Below are 22,515 nucleotides of genomic sequence, written 5' to 3' on the forward strand. Positions count from 1 at the left end.
GCGCGGGAGAGCGTGAGGGCAGGGCAACCGGCGCCTCACCACCGAAGGAGCAACCGCCCCGGAAACTCTCAGGTCAGCAGGACCGCGCAGGCTGGAACGGACACTCTGGAAAGCGTTCCGGCCAACACCGGAACCACCGAAGGGGTAACTCCATCATAGATGGAGGAAAACTCTCAGGTTCCCGTGACAGAGGGGGCATGGCGACAAGGCGCGGCGATGGGCCGCGCAAACGCTATGCAACCGCGGGAGACTGGCATGACCGACACGGAATTTACAGGCGACGAAGCGGCCATCGAGACCGCGACGCTGCCGCTCGACGCCTGGCACCGCGCGCGCGGCGGCCGGATGGTCGAGTTCGCGGGCTATTGGATGCCGATCCAGTATGAAGGCATCATGGCCGAACATCTGTGGGTCCGCGAAAACGCCGGCCTGTTCGACGTCAGCCATATGGGGCAGTTGGCTCTGTCGGGCGACAAGGTCGCCGAAGCGCTCGAAACGCTCGTTCCCGGCGATATTTCGGCGCTGAAACCCGGGCGGATGCGCTATTCGCTGCTGCTTGACGAAGATGGCGGCATCCTCGACGACCTGATGATCACCAACGAAGGCGACCAGTTCGGCATCGTCGTCAACGGCGCGGTGAAGTGGGAAGATATTGGCCATTTGCGCGAGAATCTCCCCGACGACATCACGCTCAACCATAATGAAGATTATGGCCTGCTCGCGCTGCAGGGGCCGAAGGCGGTCGACGCGTTGGCGCGGCTGGTGCCCGAAGCCGTGGGCCTTGTCTTCATGCAGGCGACCGCGGCGACTTGGCAGGGCCACGCCATCGGTCTCAGCCGCTCGGGCTATACCGGCGAGGACGGGTTCGAGATTTCGCTGCCGAACGAAGCGCTGACCGCCTTTGCCGATGCGCTCTGCGCCATGGACGAAGTGAAGCCGATCGGCCTTGGTGCGCGCGATTCGCTGCGGCTCGAGGCAGGCCTGCCGCTCTACGGCCACGACCTGACCCCCGCGATCGATCCCGCCGAAGCCGACCTTGGCTTTGCCGTCAGCAAGCGCCGCCGCGAGGAGGAGAATTTCCCCGGCGCGGCGCGCATCCTCGGCCATCTTGAGGACGGTCCGCCACGCAAGCGCGTGGGCCTGCTTGTCGACGGCAAGTTGCCTGTCCGCGAAGGCGCCAAGCTGTTTGACGGCGAGGACGAGATCGGCGTCGTGACCTCGGGCGGTTTCGCCCCCAGCGTCGGCGCGCCGATCGCGATGGGCTATGTCCCGACGGGCCTGTCGGCGCCCGGTACCGCGATTGCCGCCGAGGTGCGCGGCAAGCTGGTGCATTGCACCGTCGCCGCGATGCCCTTTGTTCCGCATAATTATGTCAGAAAAGCAGGAGGTTGACTGATGCCGCGTTACTACACCGAAGAGCATGAGTGGATCGATGTCGACGGCGACGTCGCGACGGTCGGCATCACCGATTTCGCGCAGGGCCAGCTCGGCGACATCGTCTTCGTCGAGGTTCCCGATACCGGCGCCGAACTCAGCCAGGGCGGCGACGCTGCGGTGGTCGAATCGGTGAAGGCGGCGAGCGACGTCTATGCCCCCGTCGACGGCATTGTGACCGAGGGCAATGGGCAGCTCGAAGAAGATCCGGCGCTCGTCAATTCGGACCCCGAAGGCGAAGGCTGGTTCTTCCGCATGACGCTGGGCGACAAAAGCCAGCTCGAAGGCCTGATGGATGCGAAGGCATATAAAGCTTTCTGCGACGCGCTTTGACCCATTTCCCCCTCTCCTTCAGGGGAGGGGTAGCGAGACTTGCGAGCTTGCTCGCTAGTCGCAGCGGGGTGGGACCATCGGCCCAGCTGTATGCCGCGAAACCCCACCCCAACCCAGTGGCAGGGTCGATCATGCCCCCGGCATGATCTAAACTGTCCGGGGGACAGTTTACCCGCCACTCCTGAAGGGGAGGGGTTTTGGAGATAAAGTGACGACCGTCGACGCCGCCCTTGCCAACTGCCGCCTGATGGTGGCGACGCCCATCTATGAAGGGGCGCAGGGCACCTATGTCCGTGCGGCGCTCGACCTGGCGCTGCGCGCGCAGGCGATCGGCATGCCGGTGCGTTTCGAATTCATCCTTTACCAGCCGTCGATCACGCGCGCGCGCAACATGCTCACCGCCATGTTCCTCGCGAGCGACTGCACCCACCTGTTGTTCGTCGATGCCGACATCGACTTCTCGCCCGGCGATGTTTTTTCGCTGGTCGAGGTCATGGAGGCGCATCCCGAATGCGCGGTCCTCGGCGGTGCCTATCCGCGGCGGATGATCAACTGGCGCAATGTCGCGCGCGCGGTCGAGATGGGGCTGGCGAAGGATAATCCGGCCGATCTCGCGCGTTTCTCGGGCGATTTTGCGCTGCATTTCCTCCACGCCGACCAAAGCTTCAAGATGACCGACCTTGTCGAGCTGACGCGCCTCGGCACCGCGATGATGCTGATCCGCCGCGACGTGCTCGAAGGCATGCGAACCGCGATGCCCGACCTTGTTTTCCGCCCCGATCCGGCCGAGCGGCAGGCGCATGGCGTCGGTGATCTCGAACCCGCTTTCTTCTGTCCGCTGATCGATCCCGAAACGCAGGCGCTGCTGTCGGACGACTATGCCTTCTGCCAGCGCGTCCGCGACGCAGGTTACCGCATCTGGCTCGCGCCCTGGATCCGCACGACGCACGCCGGCCCTGCGGTCTTCGCCGGCGCCTTGGCCGACACCGCACAGCTTTTTTCCGCAAAACCAGATTCTTCTCCGGAGTAGTTCATGCGTTATCTCCCCCTTACGTCCGATGATCGCGCCGCGATGCTCGCCACGATCGGTGCATCGTCGATCGACGATCTGTTCGTCGACGTGCCTGCCGAGGCACAGCTCGACGGCCCGATTGCCGGCCTGCCGATGCACGCCAGCGAGCTGGCCGTCGAACGCCATATGGCAGCCCTGTCACGCCAGAATCGCGCCGCGGGCGACGGTCCTTTCTTCCTCGGCGCGGGCGCCTATCGCCATCATGTGCCGGCGAGTGTCGATCATCTGATCCAGCGTGGCGAATTTCTGACCGCCTACACGCCGTACCAGCCCGAGATCGCGCAAGGCACGCTGCAGATGCTGTTCGAATTCCAGTCGCAGGTTGCGCGGCTGCTCGGCACCGACGTCGCCAATGCGTCGATGTACGACGGTTCGACCGCATGCTGGGAAGCGATCGTGATGGCGCGGCGTATCACCAAGCGCGCGAAGGCGCTGCTCTCGACCGGGCTTCATCCGCATTACCGCAGCGTCGCACGCACGATGGCGAAATATACCGGCGACCTGCTCGTTGACGGCGATCCCAGCCTCGAAGCCGGGACCGACTGGGCGGCGCTCGCGTCGGCGATCGACAAGGATACAAGCTGCGTCGTCGTGCAGTATCCCGACATTCTCGGCCGCATCGACGATATGGCCGCGCTGGCGGCGGCATGCCAGGCGGCGGGCGCGCTACTGATCGCGGTGGTCACCGAGCCGGTGGCGCTGGGCCTGATCAAGGCGCCCGGCGAGATGGGCGCCGACATCGTGGTGGGCGAGGGCCAATCGATCGGCGTTGGGCTGCAGTTTGGCGGGCCGTACGTCGGCCTCTTCGCCTGCAAGACCAAATATGTCCGCCAGATGCCGGGGCGCCTGTGCGGCGAAACGGTCGATGCCAACGGCAAGCGCGGCTTCGTTCTGACCCTGTCGACGCGCGAACAGCATATTCGCCGCGAAAAGGCGACGAGCAATATTTGCACCAATTCAGGTCTTTGTGCGCTGGCTTTCAGTATTCATATGACTTTGCTGGGAGAGGCTGGCCTGCGCCAGCTTGCGGCGATCAACCATGCCCGCGCCAAGGCAGCGGCTGCCGAATTGGCGAAGATCCCCGGCGTTTCGGTGCTCAACAATAGCTATTTCAACGAATTCACCTTGCTGCTGCCGACCGAGGCGCGGCCGGTAATTCACAAGCTCGCCGAACGCGACATATTGGGCGGGGTCTCGCTCGGCCGCCTTTATCCGGACAACGCGGGGCTTGCGAACGGCCTCGTTGTCGCCGTCACCGAAACCGTCACCGAAGCGGATATTTCCGCCTTCGCTGCTGCCCTGAAGGAGGTGCTGGCATGACCGCGCTCAACCCCGCCGGCTGGCGCCCCGAAATGAACGTTGCGGGCGGCGTCGATGACACCACCACTTTCACCGGAAATCGTGCGCTGATGCTCGAGGAGGCGCTGATCTTCGAGATCGGCTCGACCGAAACCACGGGTGTCGATTTCGACGAAGCGGTGCCCGCCGGCGACTTCGGCGCGCTCGCGCGCTCGGCGCCGATTGGCTTGCCGGGCCTCAGCGAATCCGAAACGGTGCGCCACTACACGCGCCTCTCGCGCCAGAATTACGCGATCGATCTCGGCCTCTTCCCGCTCGGCAGTTGCACGATGAAGCACAACCCGCGCCTCAACGAAAAGGTCGCGCGGATGCCCGGCTTCGCCGACGCACACCCGTTGCAGCCGCAGGAAACGGTGCAGGGCGCCTATGCGGTGATCCACGAGCTCGCCGAATGGCTCATCACGCTGACCGGCATGCACAGCGTCGCAATGTCGCCCAAGGCGGGCGCGCACGGCGAGCTTTGCGGCATCCTGTGCATCAAGGCGGCGCTTGAGGCGCGCGGCGAGGACCGCCGCGTAATTCTTGTCCCCGAAAGCGCGCACGGCACCAACCCCGCGACCGCGGCGTTCGCGGGCTTCACCGTCGAGGATATTCCCGCAACCGAGGCGGGCCGCGTCAACCTTGCGGCGCTCAAGGCGCGGCTCGGCCCCGACGTCGCCGGGGTGATGATCACCAATCCCAACACCTGCGGCCTGTTCGAGCGCGAGATGAAGGCGATTTCGGACGCGGTCCACGCGGTGGGTGGTTATGTCTATTGCGACGGCGCCAATTTCAACGCGATCGTCGGCCGCGTGCGCCCCGGCGATCTTGGCGTCGACGCGATGCACATCAACCTCCACAAGACCTTCTCGACCCCGCACGGCGGCGGCGGCCCCGGCTCGGGCCCGGTTGTGTTGTCGGCGGCGCTCGCGCCCTTCGCTCCCTTGCCCTTCGTCACCAAGCAGGCCGACGGCTTCCGTCTGATCGAGGAAGAAAACGCGGGCGAGGATCATCCGCAGACCTTTGGCCGCATGACCGCTTTCCACGGCCAGATGGGCATGTTCACCCGCGCGCTGACCTATATCCTCAGCCACGGCGCCGACGGGCTGAAGCAGGTCGCCGAGGACGCGGTGCTCAACGCGAACTATGTGCTGCGCAGCCTGGAGGGCGTGCTCGATGCGCCCTTCGCCGCGTCGGGCCCGTGCATGCACGAAGCGCTGTTCAGCGACAAGGGCCTCGCCGAGGGCTTCTCGACGCTCGACATCGCCAAGGGGCTGATCGACGAAGGCTATCACCCGATGACGGTCTATTTTCCGCTCGTTGTCCACGGCGCGATGCTCGTCGAGCCGACCGAGACCGAGAGCAAGGCGGCGCTCGACCAGTTCATCGGGGCGCTGCGCAGCATCGCGCTTCGCGCGAAGAACGGCGATCCGGCGCTCAAGTCGGCGCCGCATTTCGCGCCGCGTGCGCGGCTCGACGAGACGCTCGCGGCGCGCAAACCCGTGCTCGCCTGGGAGGGGTGATGGTCGAACCGGCGCCCGGCCCCGAGACGCCTGCCGCGCGCCCGCGCGGGCCGGGGTGCTTGGTGGTCGGCGCGGCCTTTGCCGTCACGCTGATCATCGGCTGGCTCCTTGCCATCACGGCGTACGGTCTTGTCGTCGAGCAATGGGAATGGATCCGCGTCCGGCGCGAGTTCAGCTATGACTGGGCCTTTCTTTACGCGCCGCTCTTTGCCATCGGCTGCGGCATGGCCGTCGCCTTCTGGGCATCGCGGCGCGCCTCGGCCGCACGCCTGACGCTGCTGATCGTCGTTGCCGGCGTGATCGCGCTTGTCGGTGGGGTGGCGCTGCTGGGGCTGGGCGGATTGATTTGATGCGATCGGGGAGGGGATGACATGAGCTGGAACAATTTGTTTCTGCTGGCCAATTACTGGGCGCTCGCAGGGTGGATCGCGCTCGCCTTCCTGCCGCGGAATCCTAAAATCCTTGCGTTCATCCTTTATGCGGGCGTAGCGCTGCTCTGCCTCGCCTACACAATCATGATTATCGGTTTCCTGACCGGCAGCATCGATGCGGGTGGTCCCGGTGGCGGCGATTTCACGACGCTCGCGGGGGTGATGAAGCTGTTCGATACGCCGGGCGGGGCGACGCTTGGCTGGACGCATTATCTTGCCTTCGACCTGTTCGTCGGCCTGTGGATCGCGCGCGACGCCGACAACAAAGGGTTCGGCCGCTTCGTGCAAGTCCCCTTCCTGTTCCTGACGCTGATGGTCGGGCCGGTCGGCCTGCTCGCCTGGCTGATCGTCCGCGAACGCCGTGCGCGGGCGCAGGCCAAGGGCAAGTGATGCCGCAGCCGTGGATGCCGGGCGACGGTGCCGCCGCCGCCAAGCGCCACGCCCCAGCGACGCTGCGCAATCGCGACGCGATCGCCGCGGTTCTTGCCGACTGGCTGCCCGGTTCCGGAGCGGTGCTGGAGGTCGCGAGCGGATCGGGTGAGCATGTCGTCCACTTTGCCGCCGCCTTTCCGCAGCTTCACTGGCTGCCCAGCGATCCCGACCCCGCCGGCCTGACCTCGGTCGCAGCATATCGCGCCGAAGCCGGGTTGCCCAATATCGCCCCGCCGCGCGCGCTCGACGCGGCAGGCGAATGGCCGGTTGAGCGCGTCGACGCGATCCTCTGCATCAACATGGTCCATATCAGCCCGTGGGAGGCGGCGCTGGGCCTGTTCGCGGGCGCGGCGCGGTTGCTCGCCCCCGGCGCGCCGCTGATCCTTTATGGCCCCTATATCGAACCCGATGTGCCCACGGCCGACAGCAATCTCGCGTTCGACGCCAGCCTGCGCGCGCGCAATCCCGCGTGGGGCCTGCGCGACACCGATGCGGTCAAGGAGGCGGCCGTCGGTGCCGGATTGGCCTTTGCCGAACGCCGCGCGATGCCGGCGAACAATCTGATGCTGCTGTTCCGCCGCACCTGACGGACCTGACAGGGTCGTCGATCGGCGCTTTACGTCGCGCCGGCAGCCGCTAGCCTCGCCGCAATTGCACGAAATAGATGCGATTCGAGGAGAGAGAGCCGATGGGCCGCGATGTTTCGGAGCTTTTCACATTCGACGAATTCCTGACCCACTGGGCGGCCGAGCGTCCCGACCGGGTCGCGATGCGCGAGGAAGATCGCGTTTACACCTATGCAAGTCTCGACGACCATACGGCGCGGGCGGCTTCGGCCTTGCTCGCGGCGGGGCTGACGAAGGGCGACCGCATCGCGTGGATCGGCAAGAACAGCGACCTTTATTTCACCCTCTTTTATGGCGCGGCGCGCGCGGGGATCGTGATGGCGCCGATAGGCTGGCGTTTGTCGCCTGCCGAATGGGCCTTCGTCGTCAACGACACGCAGGCGAAAATGGTGTTTGCCGGGCCGGGTTTCGAAACGCTGGCCGACCAGCTTTCCGGAAAATTGCAGCACGATCCGGCGATCGTCACCGCGGCCGAAGCATGCGCGGTGATCGATGCGGCGACGCGCACGCCGTTTGAGCCGTCGGGCGCCAATGACGCGGTGCTCCAGCTCTATACCTCGGGCACGACGGGCAATCCCAAGGGCGCGGTGCTCTCGAACCACAATCTGTTCGCGCTGCGCAAACATTCGAGCAGCCTCGATCTGCCCTATACCAAATGGGAGGACGACGAAGCGGTGCTGGTCGCGATGCCCTGCGCGCATATCGGCGGTACCGGGCTCGGCATCATGGCGCTTGCCGCGGGGCTCCCGGGCGTCGTCCTTGCCGAATTCAACCCCGATGGTGTGTTCGACGCAGTCGAGCAGCATGGCGTGACGCGTTTCTTCATGGTGCCCGCGGCGCTCCAGATGCTGCTCATGCACCCGCGCTGCGCCAGCGTCGATTACAGCCGGCTCAAATATATCCTCTATGGCGCCGCGCCGATCCCGCTCGAACTGCTGCGCCAGTGCATCAAGGTCTTCGGCGCCCAGTTCATCCAAGCCTATGGCATGACCGAAACCACCGGCACCATTTCGATGCTGCCGCCCGAGGATCATGATCCCGAGGGCAACGCGCGGATGCGTTCGGCGGGCAAGCCGCTGCCAGGGGTCGAAATCCGCGTCGTCGATGCCGAGGGCGCCGCGCTGCCGCAGGGCGAGGTGGGGGAGGTCATGACCCGTTCGTCGAACAATATGCTCGGTTACTGGAACCTGCCCGATGCGACCGCGCGGACGATGACCGACGACGGCTGGATCCGTACCGGCGATGCGGGCTATCTCGACGAGGACGGCTATCTTTATATCCACGACCGGATGAAGGACATGATCATCACCGGCGGCGAGAATGTCTATCCGGCCGAGGTCGAAAGCGCGATCTTCGGCCATCCCGCGGTGCAGGAAGTGGCGGTGTTCGGCATTCCCGACGAGAAATGGGGCGAGACGGTGAAGGCCGTATGCGTGGCCAAACCGGGCATGACGGTCGAGGAAGCCGACATCATCGCCTGGGCGCGCGACCGCATCGCCGCCTTCAAATGTCCGCGCAGTATCGACGTGATCGACGCGCTGCCGCGCAACGCGAGCGGCAAGATCCTGCGCAAGGACCTGCGCGCGCCCTATTGGGAGGGCTATGAGCGGATGGTGAACTGAGGGTGTTGTGCCTCTTTGGGACGTCATCCTGCCCCGGGATCAGGCAATTTAACCAAGCCTTAAGCGCAAGATAATAGGTGGTTTCAGATGCTCGCAATGTCGTGGGGGCAAGAGCATCTGGGGCCATCAATGATCAACGTCGCGCTGTGCATTGCTGTCGAGCATAACCCCTGGCTGGTGCTGCTCGCTGTATTCATCTGTTGCTGCGGGGCGTTCGCCATCGTTCACATGTTCGAACGCGCGCAGCAGACCTTGGGCCTGCAACGTGTCGGCTGGGTATTTCTGACCGCGGTCGGGGCGGGGGCGACCATCTGGTGCACCCACTTCGTGGCGATGCTCGCCTATGAGGCGCGGGTTCCCGTCACACTCGATCCGGTGCTGACGATCGCATCGTTGATCATCGCCATCGTCGGCACCTGCCTTGGATTTGCGGTAGCGCTCTATCGGCGCCATGTGGCTTTCCACATTCTGGGCGGCATCATTGTCGGCGCGGCAATTTCCGCCATGCACTACAGCGGCATGGCGGCTTATCGCGTCGACGGCATCATCGAATGGCGCTGGCCCTACGTGTTCGCGTCGCTTGTCTGCGCTGCGCTATTCTCGGGCGCCGCGCTCGGCATATTGGGGGCAGGGCATAAGATCAAACATCGCCGGGTCATCGGCGCCACATTGCTCGTTGTCGCCATCGCGACCCTGCATTTCGTCGCCATGACAGCGCTCAGGATTACTCCGCTCGCGCTCAGCGAGACCCCGCTCGACATGACTGAGCTCTATGCGCTCGGCCTGGCAACTTCGCTGGTCGGGCTGGTGGTGATCGCCGCTGGCTTGTCTGCTGCGTTTATCGACAGCCAGACGCGGTCGGATGCGATGGAGCAGCTGCATCACATGGCGATGAACGATGCGCTGACCGGGCTGCCCAACCGCATAAGCTTTCAGCGCGAACTGGACCGCCAGCTTGAGGTCGCGCGCGCAACCCGCACCGAACTGGCCGTGATTGCGCTCGACCTCGATCGTTTCAAGGAAGTCAACGACGTCCATGGTCACAAGGCCGGCGACGATGTGCTTGTCGCATTTGCGCGGCGGATGCGACAGGAAGTGGGCGAGCAGGGATTCGTCGGCAGGCTGGGCGGCGACGAGTTTGTCGCGCTGCGGCGCTATAGCGAACGCGACGAGCTTGCGACGCTGGTCGCGCGGCTCGACGCGGTCCTGAAAGCGCCGCTGCGCCTTGGCACCTTCGAGGCGCATCTGAGCGCCAGCATCGGCGTCGCAATCTATCCCGAAAGCGCGACGACGCCCGAAGCGCTTACCAATAACGCAGACCTTGCCATGTACCGGGCCAAGAGCCTGCGCACCTTTGGTCCTTGCTATTATGATCCCGAACAGGATGACGCCGTCCGCGACCGGCGCGAACTGGCGAACGATCTGCGCCACGCGATCGATACCGATCAGCTGGAAGTCCATTATCAGGTGCAGGCTTCGGTGGTTACCGGCGAAGTGACGGGATATGAGGCGCTGTTGCGCTGGTCCCATCCCAAGCGCGGCGATGTTCTGCCCGAAGTGTTCGTCGCGATCGCCGAGGAAAATGGGCTGATCCTGCTGCTTGGCGAATGGGTGCTGCGCCGGGCATGCGCCGATGCCGTCGGCTGGGATCATCAAACCAAGGTCGCGGTCAACGTGTCGCCGATGCAGCTGGCCCATGCCGGCCTGCCGCAATTATTCCATCAGGTGATGCTCGATACCGGATTGCCGCCGCGCCGCCTCGAAATCGAGCTCACCGAAACCGCCATCATGGCGGACCGCGACCGCGCGCTCCATGTGCTGCGCCAGATCAAGGCACTGGGCGTCGGTGTGGCGCTTGACGATTTCGGCACCGGCTATTCGTCGCTGGAGACGTTGCGGGCCTTTCCGTTCGACAAGATCAAGATCGACCGGATCTTTGCGTCCGAACTGGAAACCTCGGCCGAAGCGACCGCGATCGTCCGCGCGGTGCTGGCGCTCGGCAAGAGCCTTTCGATCCCGGTGCTGGCCGAGGGTATCGAGACCGATCAGCAGCTGGAGGTTTTGCAACGCGAAGGTTGCGACGAGGCGCAAGGCTATCTGCTCGGCTATCCGGCGATCGGCCCGGTGTCGGGGCAATCGCCGTTCGGCGCCGGGGCGCCCCCCGCCATGCCGCTGCGCCTACAATCGGTCTAGCGGCGGCTTCCTCGCGTTTCAGTCGTCGTCGTCATCGTCGCGCGACCAACGGCGGTCGTCGTCGCGAGAACGCCGCCTGTCGTCGCCGCGATAGCCGCGCCGGCCGTCGCGATAGACGCTGCGCCGTTCGTAGCGCTGGCAGTAGCCATCCTCGCAATAGCGATCGACGATCCGTTCGCGCGTGACGCCATTGTTCGAAGAACTGTTGGAACTGGTGTTCGACGACTGATTGGCCGCGTGCGCGGTGGCCGTGGTCAGCAGTGCGGCGGTGGCAAGCAGAATATATCGGGTCATCGCTGTTTCTCCAAAGCCGTGAGGTGGACATTCTCGTCCCTCGAAGCGAGATGCAGGATGAATGCGGCGTCTGTCACACGCCGTTTCGCCGCTGCGCTGGGGCGGCTCGTCGTAACGGTGGTCAGGTAACGGGTAATATCTGCCGTTCGCGCGCCTGTATGAACCCGTCGCGCGCCGTACAACGCCCCAGCCACGCCTGCGTCGCATCGCCCATCGCATCGCTCGCGCCGAGCGTCGAGGCGAGGAACGCCGCATAGCCGATCACGATATCGGCAATCGTAAACCGCCCCGCGACGAGCCATTCGCGCCCGTCACCCAGTGCCGCCTCGATGCTCCTCGCCCGGCCGCCGAAGAAGGCTTTGTAATCCTCGACTGCTTGGCGCAACCGCCGTTCCTCGGGTTCGACACGCGTGTAGCGGATCATGATCGCGAGCGGGAAGGTCAGCGTCGCGTCGCTGCGGTGCAGCCAGTTGCGGGCATCCCAATAATCGGCCTCGTCGCGGCGCACCTCAAGCGGGGTGCCCTCGGCGATCCGTTCGCAGATCGCGGCCGATTCGGTCATCAGCCGCCCGTCCTCGACCCAGCCGGGCACCGTCATCAGCGGGTTCACCGCGCGATATTCGGGGGCAAAGGCGCGCGGCGGGAAGGGCAGGACGCGTAGGTCGACGTCGATCCCCGCCTCTTCGACCGCCCACAGGCAGCGCAGCGAACGGGCGTCGGGGCAGTGGTAGAGGATCGGCCGGGGGTCGCTATCTGTCATGCCGTGATGTCCTTCGTGCGCTCGATATGCAGGCGATGCTCGCGCCAGGCGATGAAGAGGCCGCTGGCGATGATCAATGGCGCGCCGATCCATGTCGTGTCGGCGGGCAGGGTGCCGAAGAACCACCAGCCGCAAGCGATCGACCAGAGCAGCGCCGAATAATCCATCGGGATGACGACGGCCACCGGGGCGAGCCGAAGCGCGCCTGTAAGCGACATCTGCACCACCGCGCCCGAAAAGCCGAGCCCGAGTAGCAAAAGCCATTCATAATCGTCGTGCGGGGTGATGACGAAGGGCAGGGCGATTCCCAGCGGGAGCATCGACAGCAGGCTGAACCAGAAGACGATCGTCGTCGCATTTTCGGTGCGGCCAAGGTCGCGGACGGCAATGGTGATGAGCGCGGTCATGATCGCCCCCGAAAGCGCGATCAGCGTTCCGATGCCATGTTCGCCGCTGAACCCGCCGGTGAAATTGGCCGCGGGGTTGAGCACGGCGAGCACCCCCAGGAAGCCGACGATCACCGCGCTCCACCGCTGCCACCCCGTCGGTTCGCGCAGCAACAGCGCGGCAAAGATCACCGCGAAGATCGGCACCGACAGGTTGATCGTCGTTGCCTCGGCCATCGGCAGGAAGATCATGCCGCCGAAATTGCACGCCATGCCAACAAGGCCCATCATCGCCCGGCGCGCATGGGCGCCGAGCCGGTGGGTTTTCAGCGAACGGGCGCCGCCGTGCGACAGCGCCCAGGCAAAAACGATGGGGATCACCAGCGCCTGCCGCCAGAACAGGCTTTCGAGGATATGGATGCCCGATTCCGCGATCAGCTTTACCAGCACGAACATCAGCGACAGGCTGGCCATCGCGAGCAGCCGCAGTGCAATTCCGCCGAGGTAATTTTGCGGGGCTGCCGCGGAAGGGGCTGGGGAAGCGGCGGAGGTCATGCGAAATTGCGCATATCAGCCCGGCCGGCCCGCGCAACCCGTCATCCCTCTTGCCCCGTCTCCTCAATCCGGCTAGTGGCGCACTCCGGCCTAGGGGTATAGCTCAGTTGGTAGAGCATCGGTCTCCAAAACCGAGGGTCGTAGGTTCGAGTCCTACTGCCCCTGCCAGGCCGGCGTCCCAGAGGGTCCCAGACGGACCCAGGACGTTCCCCGAAAACCAAGGAAAACAGCGGGTTACAGATGATCGATGTCCCAGGACGTCCGATGTGCCCCCCTTGCAGCCCGGCGCCGTTTTTGACACTTTGTTGGTAGGAAAATCGTTCCTACCAACAAATTTCGCGCATCCGGATTCGAACCGGGATCGGTGCGCGGGGAAGTCGAAAAACCATGCTCACCAACGTCGCGCTGAAAGCGCTGAAGCCTGCCGCGAAACCCTATAAGAAAGCCGATGGCGGCGGCCTCTTCATACTCGTCGAAACCAATGGATCGAAACTTTGGCGTCTCGCCTATCGCTACCAGGGCAAACAGAGGCTGCTCTCGGGCGGCCGCTTCCCGCAGGTCTCGCTGGTAGCGGCCCGAGCGTGGCGCGAGACGACAAAGCACCAACTGGCGCTCGGCTTGGATCCGGCCCGGGAACGGCAAATGGAAGCGGCCACAGCTTCAGCTGAAATCGGGAACAGCTTCGAAGAGGTCGCCCGCGAATGGCTTGCCGCACGGATGCTTTCCTGGGTTCCGAAATATGCCTCGCATATCGTGAGGCGCCTCGAAGGCGATGTCTTTCCCGCGGTCGGTCACCTCGACATCGGCGAAATCACTCCGCGCGAGATGCTCGATATCTTCCGTACGATCCAGGCGCGCGGCTCGCTCGAGATGGCGCACCGGATCAAGAATTATTGCAGCGAGGTCTTCCGCTACGCGATCCCTGACGGGCGCTGCGACAGCGATCCCTGCCGCGACCTCAGTCCGGCGATGGCGAAGAAGAAGCCCGTCCGGCACCGGTCCAAGATCGCCGCCAAGGACCTCCCCGACTTCTACGTGAAATTCAACGCCGACACCGGCGAGCGCCTCAGCCACCTCGCGCTGCGCTGGACGATGATGACGATGGTGCGCACATCGGAAACCCGGTTCGCGGAGTTTGACGAATTCGAGGGGTTGGACGGGGACGACCCCTTGTGGCGGCTCTCGCCCGAGCGGATGAAGGTGCGTTCCGAGCATCTCGTCCCGTTGCCGCGGCAGGCAGTCAGTCTCTTTCATGAGATCCGCGAGCTCAACGTCTATCGCGCGGCGGGGAATATGCGGCTCGGTCGCTACCTTTTTCCCGTTCCCATCGCGAAGACGCTGGTGATCAGCGAAAACCGGATGCTCGATATCATGTACCGCATGGGCTTTCGCGGGAAGGCGACTGTCCATGGCTTCCGTTCGCTTGCGAGCACCGTGCTCAACGAAAGCGGCTTGTTCGAGCCTGACTGGATCGAAATGCAGCTCGCGCACCAGCCGCAAGGCGTGCGCGGTGTCTATAATTCAGCGCGCTATCTCGCGCATCGCCGGCCAATGATGCGGTGGTGGGCTGACTATCTTGAAAGCGCCGAAGCGAAGGGAATGGCTGAACACGAGTCGAGTTGCCAAATTCGACCGGAATCGGCTTCGACCCGTTTCGCGACTGGATCACATATGCGTCTATAGAGCGAGCATCTTTGGCGGTTGCACCTTATGGTGAAGGGCATCACACCAATCCGGGTCGCCCTTCGGGGGCGGCCCACCTCTGGAGACTGATCTCCGCCAGCGCCTCGAATACAGCCGGCGAGCGTTCCAGGCGGGCGATCGTTCGCGCGCCTTCGAGGGCGGCTACTAATGCGGCTGCGGCAGAGGATGCGCGTGCGGGGGCGAAACCACACGTCATGAAATGCTCCGCTACGATCTCGGTCGAATCGGCAAATCCGCGCGCCACCCGTTCGGTCAGCTCCGCGTCGAGTGCAGGCAATTCGTTTGCGAGATTTTGCATGAGACATCCATATTGGAAATCAGAGGCGATCATCTCGGCGGCGAATGTGTCGCAAATCTGCTGAACGAATCTAAGAGCATCCCCTGTCGTATCCGCCGAGATATTGCGCAATACGGCCATTCTGCTCGCAACATATCGGTCGATTGCTTCTTCCGCGAGCTGCGTCTTGCCGCGCGGAAAGTGAAAGTAGAACGAACCTTTGGGCGCGCCGCTTTCTGCGAGGATCTGTGTCAATCCGGTCGCAGTGTAGCCTTGGATACGAAACAGTCGTTCGGCGGCGGCGATCGCGCGGGCGCGGGCATCAGTCTTACGTGGCATGCCGTCACCTTACCATATTTCGATTGACGCGACTATGGCGATCGACATACTATGGTGATCGCCATAGAAGGAGTCCGACGATGCCCCTCGACCCAACCAAGTCCTTAGCGTCTCGACGAGCCATCTTGGCAACGGGCGCCGCCGGCCTGCTCGTGGCTTCACTTCGACCGGGACGCGCAAATCTCCGAGGAGGAATTGATTTGACCACATCGTCATATGGCCGGGGAACGCTTCCGAAGGGGGTTCGCTCGCGCATGATCCATGGGGTCAACGGCCTCGACGTCCATATTCTCGAAGCCGGTTACGAACGCCCCGGCCGGCCGCTCGCGCTGCTTTTGCACGGCTTTCCGGATCTGGCATATGGCTGGCGGCACCTGATCCCTATTCTGGCCGACGCCGGATACCATGTCGTGGCTCCCGACCAGCGGGGTTATGGCCGCACCACCGGTTGGGTGAACGGCTATGACGCCCCTCTGGAGTCCTTCAGCCTTCTGACTATGACGCGCGACGCCATCGGGCTGGTTTCGGCCTTGGGGCATCGGCATACGGCGATGCTCGTTGGCCACGACTTCGGCTCACCCGTGGCAGCCTATTGTGCGCTGGCTCGGCCTGACGTCTTTCCGTCGGTGGTGCTGATGAGCGCACCATTCCCCGGTCCGCCGGCGTTACCGTTCAACACCGCGGAAAGCGAAGCATCGTTGATGCAGCCGAACGCTGAATACAAAAAACTAGCAGCCGCGCTGGCGGCGCTCGATCCGCCCCGAAAGCATTACCTGCAATATTTAAGCACGCGAGAGGCGAACGGCGACATGTGGCACCCCTCTCAAGGCTTGCACCAGTTTCTTCGTGCATTTTTTCACGTGAAGAGCGCAGACTGGTCGGGCAACAAGCCGCACCCATTGAAGGCGCGAACCGCCATGGAACTTGCACAGATGCCCACCTACTACATCATGGATCACGGCAAGACGATGGCCGAGACCGTCGCTCCCTTCGAGCCTTCCGCCGCCGAAGTTCAGGGCCGCGAATGGCTCACCGAGCCGGAGCTTGGAGTGTATACGGAGGAGTATGGCCGCACCGGGTTTCAAGGCGGACTGCAGGCATATCGCGTCCATGCCGATCCTCACCTAAATGCTGAGTTGCGTCTGTTTTCGGGCAAGACGATCGATGTCCCGTCGCTCTTCATCGGCGGCAAGAGCGATTGGGCCACCTATTCGGCTCCGGGTGCGATCGATCTCATGAAGGCGAAGGCGACGACGAGGATGGCTGGCATCGAGCTGATCGATGGCGCCGGCCACTGGATCCAACAGGAGCAGCCGGTCGGTCTCAGCAGGCTCCTCATAGCCTTCGTTAAAGAGGTGCGAAGGTCGGATCCAAGCAGTGGGGTGCCATAAAAGTCTAACACACTCAGCGGTTGCATGCATCCATATCGTCGCGTTCAGCTGTCCGGCTGGATTGTTTCCGCACCACCGATGTGCGGGATTTCGTACTCATCGCCTGACTTTGGCCGCCCCATGTTCGGGGTCTCGGCGGACCTCACGTCCGCCAAAACCCGAGACGGCGAAACAAGGATTGCACAATATGACCAGATTGAATGGAAAGACCGCCGTCATCACCGGCGGCGCTACCGGCATCGGCCTGCTGCTGCAAAGCGCTTCATCGAGGAAGGCGCCTTTGTCTTCATCTTCGGCCGCCGGCATGTCAAACTGGACGACCAGTAAGCGAGAGAGAACAGCATGATCATCGATCTGACCGGCCGCAAGGCCATAGTTACCGGTTCCACCGCCGGCATCGGCCGCGCCACAGCGGAAGGACTGGCACGCACCGGCGCCGCTGTCGTCGTCAATGGCCGCACCGACGCCCGCGTCGAGGATGCCGTGCGACAGATTCGCCAGACAGTGCCCAAAGCCAACATCACTGGCGTCGCCGCGGACATGGCGACGGCCGAAGGCGTAGCGGCGCTGATCGCCGCGGCGCCTGACGCTGACATCCTCGTCAACAACGTCGGGACCGCTCATATCCGCGAGTATCACGGCGTCGACGATATCGCCGCCATTCCCGACGAGGACTGGCTGGGTCTGTTTCAGCTCAACGTTATGAGCGGGGTGCGCGCGACGCGGCACTATCTGCCCCGAATGGCAGGCCGGGGCTGGGGCCGCGTCGTGTTCGTCAGCAGCGAATCGGCAGTCAACATTCCCAAGGAGATGCTCGACTACGGCATGACCAAGACCGCGCAGCTCGCGGTATCGCGCGGGTTCGCGGAGGCCGTGGCGGGCACCGGCGTGACGGTCAACGCCGTCCTGCCCGGTCCGACCCGCTCCGAGATCCTCGGTGACTTCATGGCGAAACAGGCGGAGGCGCAAGGCATGACGCAGGATGAGGCCGAACGCGGCTTCCTCACGGCGATGCGCCCGACCAGCCTGCTCGGCCGCTTCGCGACGACCGACGAGGTCGCCAACATGATCGTCTACGCTTGTTCAGAACAGGCATCGGCGACGAGCGGCGCGGCTTTGCGGGTGGACGGCGGTGTGGTGCGCTTCGTCGGCTGATCGACCGGCACCACGCCGCGGCGACGAATTATCACAACACAGCAAACGTCAGCTCCCGCTGAAAACCAACGCTTATTTGTTGTCCCGCCAGATCCCTGTGTTTGTCTTTGACGAAGTGGCTAGTACTGAAACCGTGTCGGCATCGAACGTCGGCTTTTGCACCTCTCCAACAAAGGGCGGCCGGTCAGGGGGACGGCGATGCGGTTGAGCGCCCGGAGAGATCAGCCGAATCTATGTGATAAGTTTATCGGGTTATGCGGGCGGGGCGTACGATCGACGCCTGACTCAGATTTTCAGCACTGCGCGTGGAACAACAATCGACACGATTAATCCGTTCGGCCGCCAATCGCGGTCGACCGACGCTTTGAGCGTCGCTGCGATTCCTTTTTCGAGGCGCGTGCCGAACCCTTCGGCTTCCGGCCGGGTTTCGCCCCCGCTGGCAGTTGGCTGGGGGCCGCCGCTCTCCTCCCAGCGAAGAAGGATGTCGCTGCCGCCGCTCTCGACGCGAACCGCAAGCCGGCCTTCGGGCACGGACAGCGAGCCGTATTTTGCGGCATTTGTCGCAAGTTCGTGCAGCAGCAGTGCGATATGCGTGACGGATCGCCCGCCGAGAAGAAGTTCGGGCCCGTCGACGGTGATCCGATTGTCGGCTGAATAGGGGGCGATAATGGCATCGATCAGCGTCAGAAGATCGGTTTGCGGCGCCTCCATTGCGTCGCTTGGGTCCGTCATCGTCAACTCGTGCGCGCGCGCCAGTGCTTGTAACCGGGCCTGGATCATTTCAACGACATCATCCAGGCTTCCGGCCGATCGCGAACTGATCGTGACGATCGCATTGGCGAGAGCGAACAGGTTTTTCACCCGGTGCCGCATTTCTCCCATCAGAAGCCGTTGTTGCTCCTGGGCCATCCGCCGTTCGGTGATGTCGCGCGCGATTTTCGAGGCGCCGACGATGTTTCCCTGGGCATTGTGGATCGGTGAAACGGTCAGGGAAATGTCGACAAGCTCGCCATCCTTTCGCAAGCGCTGGGTCTCGAAAGGCAGAATGCGCCGGCCGCGCTGAATCTCGGCGAGAATGCGCGGTTCTTCGTCCAATCGGTCCTGCGGAATCAAAATCGTGATGGATTTTCCGATAATCTCTTCGGGCGCGTAGCCGAAAAGTCGGGTTGCTCCCTCGTTCCAGCTTTGGATGCTGCCATGCAGATCCTTGCTGATGATCGCATCGCCGGAACCGTCGATGATCGCAGCAAGCCATGCGTGCGGATCGGGGGCATCGTCCCGCCCGAAGCCGGCGGTGCTTGCCCCCAAAAGTCGGGGCGGCGGTACGACGGAAAGCGCCTCGAACAGCGAATGCGAGCGGGCGGAATTCAATCCCGCCGGGGCGCCGCCGTTGGTATCCGCCATAAGCGCTCCTTGAAAATAGTTGGGGCGTATCATATCGCCTTTGGCCGACGATGCGCGTTTCCGGCGCACATGACAAGTCGCTGTGAAGCCGATTGGTCCCCCTGGCGATAGCATGGCATAGCCAAACAGCGGGCGCCGAGATGAGCGAAGTCATCATGATCGAAGGACCTTGGCAGACCAGAGCCGAGCGATTTGCCGCGAGGCATTGGCGCTCTTGTTCGTCGGGACTGTCAGCCGCGCGCATCGTATCACGGGCCAGCGCAATCAGGACTGTATCCGGATAGAATTGGAACTCCCGGCCTGCTATCACATTGTGATTATCATCTGCCGCGGACAGCGACCCCGATTTGGCAGATTGCCTCGTTGCATCGCTGCACGAGGCCGGAAAGGCTCCGCCCCACCACGGCGGAGCCTTTTTGGGACCGTTTGCAACACAGGATAAGAACCTCCAGTCGATTTACGTATGATCAGCATCCACGAGGAAACTTCCTGCCTCCCCCCGTTGTGAGAACGAAGGACAAATAATGAAGCGGGACGAATCAGACTCCATGTACTTGGCACGGCAGGCGGCCAAGTTCAGGGCAACCGGAGATTATCAACGCGCTGCCGCGTGGGATGCGATTTGCTCGAGAAGCGTTCGGCTTCTCCGCCGACCGAGACACTCGAATATGCTTCCGCTCGCCGACGCATCTTTCGAACTGTTGCCGCGCAGTTAGCGTATTAGGACCGGATCCGAGACTATCATATTGACCTTCGGACCTTGTATTATGTCTATTTTTTGCGACGTGCCCTCTGTAAGGCGGAATTCGATCGCGCACCCCGCTTCTCGCAACGACCATCCTGATGGCCGCAATCGGCCAAACTTGCTCTAATCTTGGGTGTTCCACTTGATTGACTGCACCCAAAAGCGCATGCCGTGGCCAGACTTAGCTACTTAGTCGCAGATCGCATTGTCGACACTTGGATTGGTATCGCTGCCGATTGGCCGACAGAACAGCACTTTCTCGTCAGGGCCTATCCCGAGAAAAATCTTCAAGCGTTCTGAAAAACCCTTGTCTGCATCGATCGGCAATTCGTGCAAATCGAGCGGCGCCGAAAATCTGCCATCGGACGGCGAGAGCCTGAGGTCATCGTCGATTTTCGGTGCCGGATTGCCCAATCGGCAATATGGTCGATGACGGACTGGGCAAGCGCCAGGCTGCATCAACATATCTCAAAACTCTGGCCTCGATAGGATTGCTTGAAGAGCGCAAGGTGGGGCGGGAAGCCCTGTTCTTCAATCTGGCGCTACTTACTCTCCTGATGAGTGACGACAGCTACACAACAGTGTTCTCTGGCCGACGCGTCCCCGAGAATTCGGGCCGTTATTGAGAGTTGGAGTCTCGGCTGATTAATGCGTGGAAAGAGCGATGAACGGTATGTAAAGCGCAGACATTGTGCGAGGGGAGGGCGCTGGTCGAGCGTGGAGCGCGACGACCATACGGGCCCGCTCTACATCCACGAATGCCGCCGATGTAAGTCGTGCCTCCGCGGTAAGTTCAATCTCTACCAACAAACCTCTCGTCGCCGTCAGCGATCAACGGCCCAGCCTCGGCAGAATGTTTCGACGGCCAGTTCGATGTCGGAGATTGTCTGGACATCGCGTTGTTGCGAACAGACATTCATGATCGCAAACTGATACGAGCCGGCTTGGCAGAGCGCCGCGAATTGCCGTGCGGCAGCCAGCGGCTCGCCGCGTCGCAGTTCGCCCTTATCCATTGCTCGCGCCAGATAAATAGCGAGGCGCGCCATTCCGCGGCGCGGTCCACGCTCGTAGAAAAGCTCGGCAAGGTGAGGAAAGCGCCTGGCCTCCCCGATGACGAGGCGGTGCAGGTTCAAGATGGGCTCGGACAGGAGCGTTGCCATCAACACTTTGCCGAAACGCCTCAATACCAGCACAATATCCTCGTCCTCCGGAAGCTCGACCGAGAGCGCCTGCCCGTGGCGCTCGATGACATCATCCACCACTGCGGCGAACAGCGCCTCCTTCGAAGGGAAATAGCTCCAAAGCGTCGTCTTGGACCCGCCTACGACGGCCGCGATCGACGACATCGTTGTCTCGCCATAGCCATTGGCAAAAAAGGCCTCGGCCGCTGCTGCCACGAAAATATGCCGGCGTTTGCTGCCGGCAGCATCGAGGACTTCCGGTATGTCGATTTTCATCGACCGACTCGATCAGCGGCAGAGGGACGTACTACTGTCAAAGGTCCAGCCTTGTTGGCGAAGCCGCTGGTGGCGTTGGCAGCGAGCGGATCATCGCGCCGGTCGAAAAGTGCGAGCATCGCTGAGCGGCTCGCGACGAGGTCAGCCAGGGAATAGCCGTCGAGGACCTCCAGAAACGCCGACAGCGCCTTGTTGAGCGCCCCGGTCAGTCCGCAAGCCGGGGCGATGATGCAGCTGTCGCAATCGACCAGATCGAACCCGTCCTCGGTATGCCGGATCACCTCCCCGACAATAATTTCACTCGCGGGCCGCGCAAGGCGAATGCCGCCGAACCGGCCACGAACGCTCGAAAGATATCCGGCATTCACCAAGTCGTTGACGACCTTCATCAAGTGATTCTGCGAGATGCTGTGCGCGCGAGCGATGCTGGCGATCGAGCAGAGATCGTCAGGTCGCACCGCCAGGAATAGCAGCACGCGCATCGCATAATCCGAATAGCGCGTCAGACGCACGGGACCTCCCTGCAGCCGCTATGCAGGAGCGGCTAAAAATACATGTATTATCATTGCATGTTTTGGGTAACGGCGATAGATGCATTTCTAGTGCATGTTTATGGAGCCGACTCGTGACGACCGTTTTGACAGGTTTGGAAAGCGCGCTGGACCGGTTGATTCCGCAATTTTACGAAAGGATTTGCGCCGACGCGATACTTGGCCCGATCTTCACCGACGCCGTGGCGGACTGGCCCGCTCATCATGCCCAGCTCATCGATTTCTGGTCGTCGGTCATGCTCACAACCGGGCGCTACAAAGGCAATCCGGTCGCGGTTCACGCGCGGCATCGCGATCGCATTACTCCCGCGATGTTCGACCGATGGCTCGCCATCTGGGAGCAGGCGACCGAGGAAATGATGCCGCCGGCTGACGCCCGTGCGTTGCAGGCGAAGGCAGCGCGCATCGCCGAAAGCCTCAAGCTGGCGCTCTTTTTCAAGCTTCCTCCCCACCAATCCGAGGCCTCGAACAAATGACAGGAGCTTTTTGAATG

24 protein-coding genes, 1 tRNA gene and 2 riboswitches are annotated in these 22,515 nt (G+C 63.0%); of the genes, 17 read left to right on the forward strand and 8 right to left on the reverse strand.

Annotated features, from left to right (window positions below; translation table 11 throughout):
• A riboswitch (glycine riboswitch) is annotated at positions 1–95 on the forward strand. This riboswitch is flagged as partial in the annotation.
• A riboswitch (glycine riboswitch) is annotated at positions 96–200 on the forward strand.
• Positions 201–255: 55 nt separating this feature from the next.
• The 10 genes from gcvT (at position 256) to V6M50_RS04730 (ending at position 11,004) form a co-directional block, all read left to right on the forward strand.
• Positions 256–1,392, forward strand: coding sequence for a glycine cleavage system aminomethyltransferase GcvT (gcvT, locus tag V6M50_RS04685; protein ID WP_332817389.1), 1,137 nt, complete (start codon positions 256–258; stop codon positions 1,390–1,392).
• 3 nt (positions 1,393–1,395) lie between these two features.
• The gene (gcvH, locus tag V6M50_RS04690) at positions 1,396–1,767 is read left to right on the forward strand and encodes a glycine cleavage system protein GcvH (RefSeq protein ID WP_332817390.1); all 372 of its coding nucleotides are present in this window, start codon (positions 1,396–1,398) and stop codon (positions 1,765–1,767) included.
• Between the two features lie 208 nt (positions 1,768–1,975).
• Positions 1,976–2,797, forward strand: coding sequence for a hypothetical protein (locus tag V6M50_RS04695; RefSeq protein WP_332817391.1), 822 nt, complete (start codon positions 1,976–1,978; stop codon positions 2,795–2,797).
• 3 nt (positions 2,798–2,800) lie between these two features.
• Entirely contained in the window at positions 2,801–4,159 is a 1,359-nt protein-coding gene (gene gcvPA / locus V6M50_RS04700; protein ID WP_332817392.1) for an aminomethyl-transferring glycine dehydrogenase subunit GcvPA, read from the forward strand.
• 32 nt (positions 4,160–4,191) lie between these two features.
• Entirely contained in the window at positions 4,192–5,700 is a 1,509-nt protein-coding gene (gcvPB, locus tag V6M50_RS04705; RefSeq protein ID WP_332817470.1) for an aminomethyl-transferring glycine dehydrogenase subunit GcvPB, read from the forward strand.
• The gene (locus tag V6M50_RS04710; RefSeq protein WP_332817393.1) at positions 5,700–6,050 is read left to right on the forward strand and encodes a hypothetical protein; all 351 of its coding nucleotides are present in this window, start codon (positions 5,700–5,702) and stop codon (positions 6,048–6,050) included. The genes gcvPB and V6M50_RS04710 overlap by 1 nt, the downstream gene beginning before the upstream one ends.
• A 21-nt stretch (positions 6,051–6,071) precedes the next feature.
• On the forward strand, positions 6,072–6,521 hold the full coding sequence (locus tag V6M50_RS04715) for an ABA4-like family protein (protein WP_332817394.1): 450 nt from the start codon (positions 6,072–6,074) through the stop codon (positions 6,519–6,521).
• Positions 6,521–7,150 carry a DUF938 domain-containing protein gene (locus tag V6M50_RS04720; RefSeq protein WP_332817395.1) on the forward strand — a complete coding sequence of 210 codons (630 nt, stop codon included), beginning with the start codon at positions 6,521–6,523 and terminating at the stop codon, positions 7,148–7,150. The genes V6M50_RS04715 and V6M50_RS04720 overlap by 1 nt, the downstream gene beginning before the upstream one ends.
• 101 nt (positions 7,151–7,251) lie before the next feature.
• Positions 7,252–8,811, forward strand: a complete 1,560-nt coding sequence (locus V6M50_RS04725) for a fatty acid--CoA ligase (RefSeq protein ID WP_332817396.1) — start codon at positions 7,252–7,254, stop codon at positions 8,809–8,811.
• 87 nt (positions 8,812–8,898) lie between these two features.
• Positions 8,899–11,004, forward strand: a complete 2,106-nt coding sequence (locus V6M50_RS04730; protein ID WP_332817397.1) for a putative bifunctional diguanylate cyclase/phosphodiesterase — start codon at positions 8,899–8,901, stop codon at positions 11,002–11,004.
• Between the two features lie 18 nt (positions 11,005–11,022).
• On the opposite strand, the gene V6M50_RS04735 is transcribed toward V6M50_RS04730, so the two are convergent.
• The 3 genes from V6M50_RS04735 to V6M50_RS04745 all read right to left on the reverse strand — a co-directional run bounded on the left by V6M50_RS04735 (position 11,023) and on the right by V6M50_RS04745 (position 12,999).
• On the reverse strand, positions 11,023–11,298 hold the full coding sequence (locus V6M50_RS04735) for a hypothetical protein (RefSeq protein ID WP_332817398.1): 276 nt from the start codon (positions 11,296–11,298) through the stop codon (positions 11,023–11,025).
• Positions 11,299–11,419: 121 nt separating this feature from the next.
• Positions 11,420–12,058 carry a glutathione S-transferase family protein gene (locus tag V6M50_RS04740; RefSeq protein WP_332817399.1) on the reverse strand — a complete coding sequence of 213 codons (639 nt, stop codon included), beginning with the start codon at positions 12,056–12,058 and terminating at the stop codon, positions 11,420–11,422.
• The gene (locus V6M50_RS04745) at positions 12,055–12,999 is read right to left on the reverse strand and encodes a DMT family transporter (RefSeq protein WP_332817400.1); all 945 of its coding nucleotides are present in this window, start codon (positions 12,997–12,999) and stop codon (positions 12,055–12,057) included. The genes V6M50_RS04740 and V6M50_RS04745 overlap by 4 nt, the downstream gene beginning before the upstream one ends.
• Before the next feature lie 92 nt (positions 13,000–13,091).
• On the opposite strand from V6M50_RS04745, the gene V6M50_RS04750 reads away from it, so the two are divergent.
• Together V6M50_RS04750 and V6M50_RS04755 are read left to right on the forward strand one after the other, a co-directional pair.
• Positions 13,092–13,167, forward strand: a tRNA-Trp gene (locus V6M50_RS04750).
• 219 nt (positions 13,168–13,386) lie between these two features.
• Positions 13,387–14,682 (forward strand): tyrosine-type recombinase/integrase, encoded by a 1,296-nt coding sequence (locus tag V6M50_RS04755; protein WP_332817401.1) that lies wholly within the window; start codon positions 13,387–13,389, stop codon positions 14,680–14,682.
• 40 nt (positions 14,683–14,722) lie between these two features.
• Here the strand turns inward: V6M50_RS04755 and V6M50_RS04760 are convergent, their stop codons facing one another.
• Positions 14,723–15,319 carry a TetR/AcrR family transcriptional regulator gene (locus V6M50_RS04760; RefSeq protein WP_332817402.1) on the reverse strand — a complete coding sequence of 199 codons (597 nt, stop codon included), beginning with the start codon at positions 15,317–15,319 and terminating at the stop codon, positions 14,723–14,725.
• A gap of 254 nt (positions 15,320–15,573) precedes the next feature.
• On the opposite strand from V6M50_RS04760, the gene V6M50_RS04765 reads away from it, so the two are divergent.
• From V6M50_RS04765 to V6M50_RS04775, 3 genes are all read left to right on the forward strand, one after another.
• Positions 15,574–16,710, forward strand: coding sequence for an alpha/beta fold hydrolase (locus tag V6M50_RS04765; protein WP_332817403.1), 1,137 nt, complete (start codon positions 15,574–15,576; stop codon positions 16,708–16,710).
• A gap of 120 nt (positions 16,711–16,830) precedes the next feature.
• Entirely contained in the window at positions 16,831–17,037 is a 207-nt protein-coding gene (locus V6M50_RS04770) for a hypothetical protein (protein WP_332817404.1), read from the forward strand.
• A gap of 15 nt (positions 17,038–17,052) precedes the next feature.
• Positions 17,053–17,865, forward strand: coding sequence for an SDR family NAD(P)-dependent oxidoreductase (locus V6M50_RS04775; protein ID WP_332817405.1), 813 nt, complete (start codon positions 17,053–17,055; stop codon positions 17,863–17,865).
• A 285-nt stretch (positions 17,866–18,150) separates the two neighbouring features.
• Here the strand turns inward: V6M50_RS04775 and V6M50_RS04780 are convergent, their stop codons facing one another.
• Both V6M50_RS04780 and V6M50_RS04785 read right to left on the reverse strand, forming a co-directional pair.
• The gene (locus V6M50_RS04780) at positions 18,151–19,269 is read right to left on the reverse strand and encodes a PAS domain S-box protein (protein WP_332817406.1); all 1,119 of its coding nucleotides are present in this window, start codon (positions 19,267–19,269) and stop codon (positions 18,151–18,153) included.
• 934 nt (positions 19,270–20,203) lie between these two features.
• Entirely contained in the window at positions 20,204–20,428 is a 225-nt protein-coding gene (locus V6M50_RS04785) for a hypothetical protein (protein WP_332817407.1), read from the reverse strand.
• 8 nt (positions 20,429–20,436) lie between these two features.
• On the opposite strand from V6M50_RS04785, the gene V6M50_RS04790 reads away from it, so the two are divergent.
• On the forward strand, positions 20,437–20,640 hold the full coding sequence (locus V6M50_RS04790) for a hypothetical protein (protein ID WP_332817408.1): 204 nt from the start codon (positions 20,437–20,439) through the stop codon (positions 20,638–20,640).
• Positions 20,641–20,838: 198 nt separating this feature from the next.
• On the opposite strand, the gene V6M50_RS04795 is transcribed toward V6M50_RS04790, so the two are convergent.
• Positions 20,839–21,471 carry a TetR/AcrR family transcriptional regulator gene (locus V6M50_RS04795; RefSeq protein WP_332817409.1) on the reverse strand — a complete coding sequence of 211 codons (633 nt, stop codon included), beginning with the start codon at positions 21,469–21,471 and terminating at the stop codon, positions 20,839–20,841.
• Positions 21,468–21,983, reverse strand: coding sequence for an Rrf2 family transcriptional regulator (locus tag V6M50_RS04800; RefSeq protein WP_332817410.1), 516 nt, complete (start codon positions 21,981–21,983; stop codon positions 21,468–21,470). The genes V6M50_RS04795 and V6M50_RS04800 overlap by 4 nt, the downstream gene beginning before the upstream one ends.
• Positions 21,984–22,003: 20 nt before the next feature.
• Between V6M50_RS04800 and V6M50_RS04805 the strand changes: the two genes are divergently transcribed.
• On the forward strand, positions 22,004–22,498 hold the full coding sequence (locus tag V6M50_RS04805) for a group III truncated hemoglobin (RefSeq protein WP_332817411.1): 495 nt from the start codon (positions 22,004–22,006) through the stop codon (positions 22,496–22,498).
• The last annotated feature ends 17 nt before the right edge of the window (positions 22,499–22,515 follow it).

It is taken from the genome of Sphingopyxis sp. (assembly GCF_036675685.1).
Taxonomy (GTDB): Bacteria; Pseudomonadota; Alphaproteobacteria; order Sphingomonadales; family Sphingomonadaceae; genus Sphingopyxis.

What these genes read in the sequence shown, in the direction of transcription:
- gcvT (WP_332817389.1), top strand. Translation starts at nt 256, where the DNA reads ATGACCGACACGGAATTTACAGGCGACGAAGCGGCCATCGAGACCGCG.
- gcvH (WP_332817390.1), top strand. Translation starts at nt 1,396, where the DNA reads ATGCCGCGTTACTACACCGAAGAGCATGAGTGGATCGATGTCGACGGC.
- gcvPA (WP_332817392.1), top strand. Translation starts at nt 2,801, where the DNA reads ATGCGTTATCTCCCCCTTACGTCCGATGATCGCGCCGCGATGCTCGCC.
- gcvPB (WP_332817470.1), top strand. Translation starts at nt 4,192, where the DNA reads ATGAACGTTGCGGGCGGCGTCGATGACACCACCACTTTCACCGGAAAT.
- V6M50_RS04710 (WP_332817393.1), top strand. Translation starts at nt 5,700, where the DNA reads ATGGTCGAACCGGCGCCCGGCCCCGAGACGCCTGCCGCGCGCCCGCGC.
- V6M50_RS04715 (WP_332817394.1), top strand. Translation starts at nt 6,072, where the DNA reads ATGAGCTGGAACAATTTGTTTCTGCTGGCCAATTACTGGGCGCTCGCA.
- V6M50_RS04720 (WP_332817395.1), top strand. Translation starts at nt 6,521, where the DNA reads ATGCCGCAGCCGTGGATGCCGGGCGACGGTGCCGCCGCCGCCAAGCGC.
- V6M50_RS04725 (WP_332817396.1), top strand. Translation starts at nt 7,252, where the DNA reads ATGGGCCGCGATGTTTCGGAGCTTTTCACATTCGACGAATTCCTGACC.
- V6M50_RS04730 (WP_332817397.1), top strand. Translation starts at nt 8,899, where the DNA reads ATGCTCGCAATGTCGTGGGGGCAAGAGCATCTGGGGCCATCAATGATC.
- V6M50_RS04735 (WP_332817398.1), bottom strand. Translation starts at nt 11,298, where the DNA reads ATGACCCGATATATTCTGCTTGCCACCGCCGCACTGCTGACCACGGCC.
- V6M50_RS04740 (WP_332817399.1), bottom strand. Translation starts at nt 12,058, where the DNA reads ATGACAGATAGCGACCCCCGGCCGATCCTCTACCACTGCCCCGACGCC.
- V6M50_RS04745 (WP_332817400.1), bottom strand. Translation starts at nt 12,999, where the DNA reads ATGACCTCCGCCGCTTCCCCAGCCCCTTCCGCGGCAGCCCCGCAAAAT.
- V6M50_RS04755 (WP_332817401.1), top strand. Translation starts at nt 13,387, where the DNA reads ATGCTCACCAACGTCGCGCTGAAAGCGCTGAAGCCTGCCGCGAAACCC.
- V6M50_RS04760 (WP_332817402.1), bottom strand. Translation starts at nt 15,319, where the DNA reads ATGCCACGTAAGACTGATGCCCGCGCCCGCGCGATCGCCGCCGCCGAA.
- V6M50_RS04765 (WP_332817403.1), top strand. Translation starts at nt 15,574, where the DNA reads ATGATCCATGGGGTCAACGGCCTCGACGTCCATATTCTCGAAGCCGGT.
- V6M50_RS04770 (WP_332817404.1), top strand. Translation starts at nt 16,831, where the DNA reads ATGTTCGGGGTCTCGGCGGACCTCACGTCCGCCAAAACCCGAGACGGC.
- V6M50_RS04775 (WP_332817405.1), top strand. Translation starts at nt 17,053, where the DNA reads ATGATCATCGATCTGACCGGCCGCAAGGCCATAGTTACCGGTTCCACC.
- V6M50_RS04780 (WP_332817406.1), bottom strand. Translation starts at nt 19,269, where the DNA reads ATGGCGGATACCAACGGCGGCGCCCCGGCGGGATTGAATTCCGCCCGC.
- V6M50_RS04790 (WP_332817408.1), top strand. Translation starts at nt 20,437, where the DNA reads ATGGTCGATGACGGACTGGGCAAGCGCCAGGCTGCATCAACATATCTC.
- V6M50_RS04795 (WP_332817409.1), bottom strand. Translation starts at nt 21,471, where the DNA reads ATGAAAATCGACATACCGGAAGTCCTCGATGCTGCCGGCAGCAAACGC.
- V6M50_RS04805 (WP_332817411.1), top strand. Translation starts at nt 22,004, where the DNA reads ATGCAGGAGCGGCTAAAAATACATGTATTATCATTGCATGTTTTGGGT.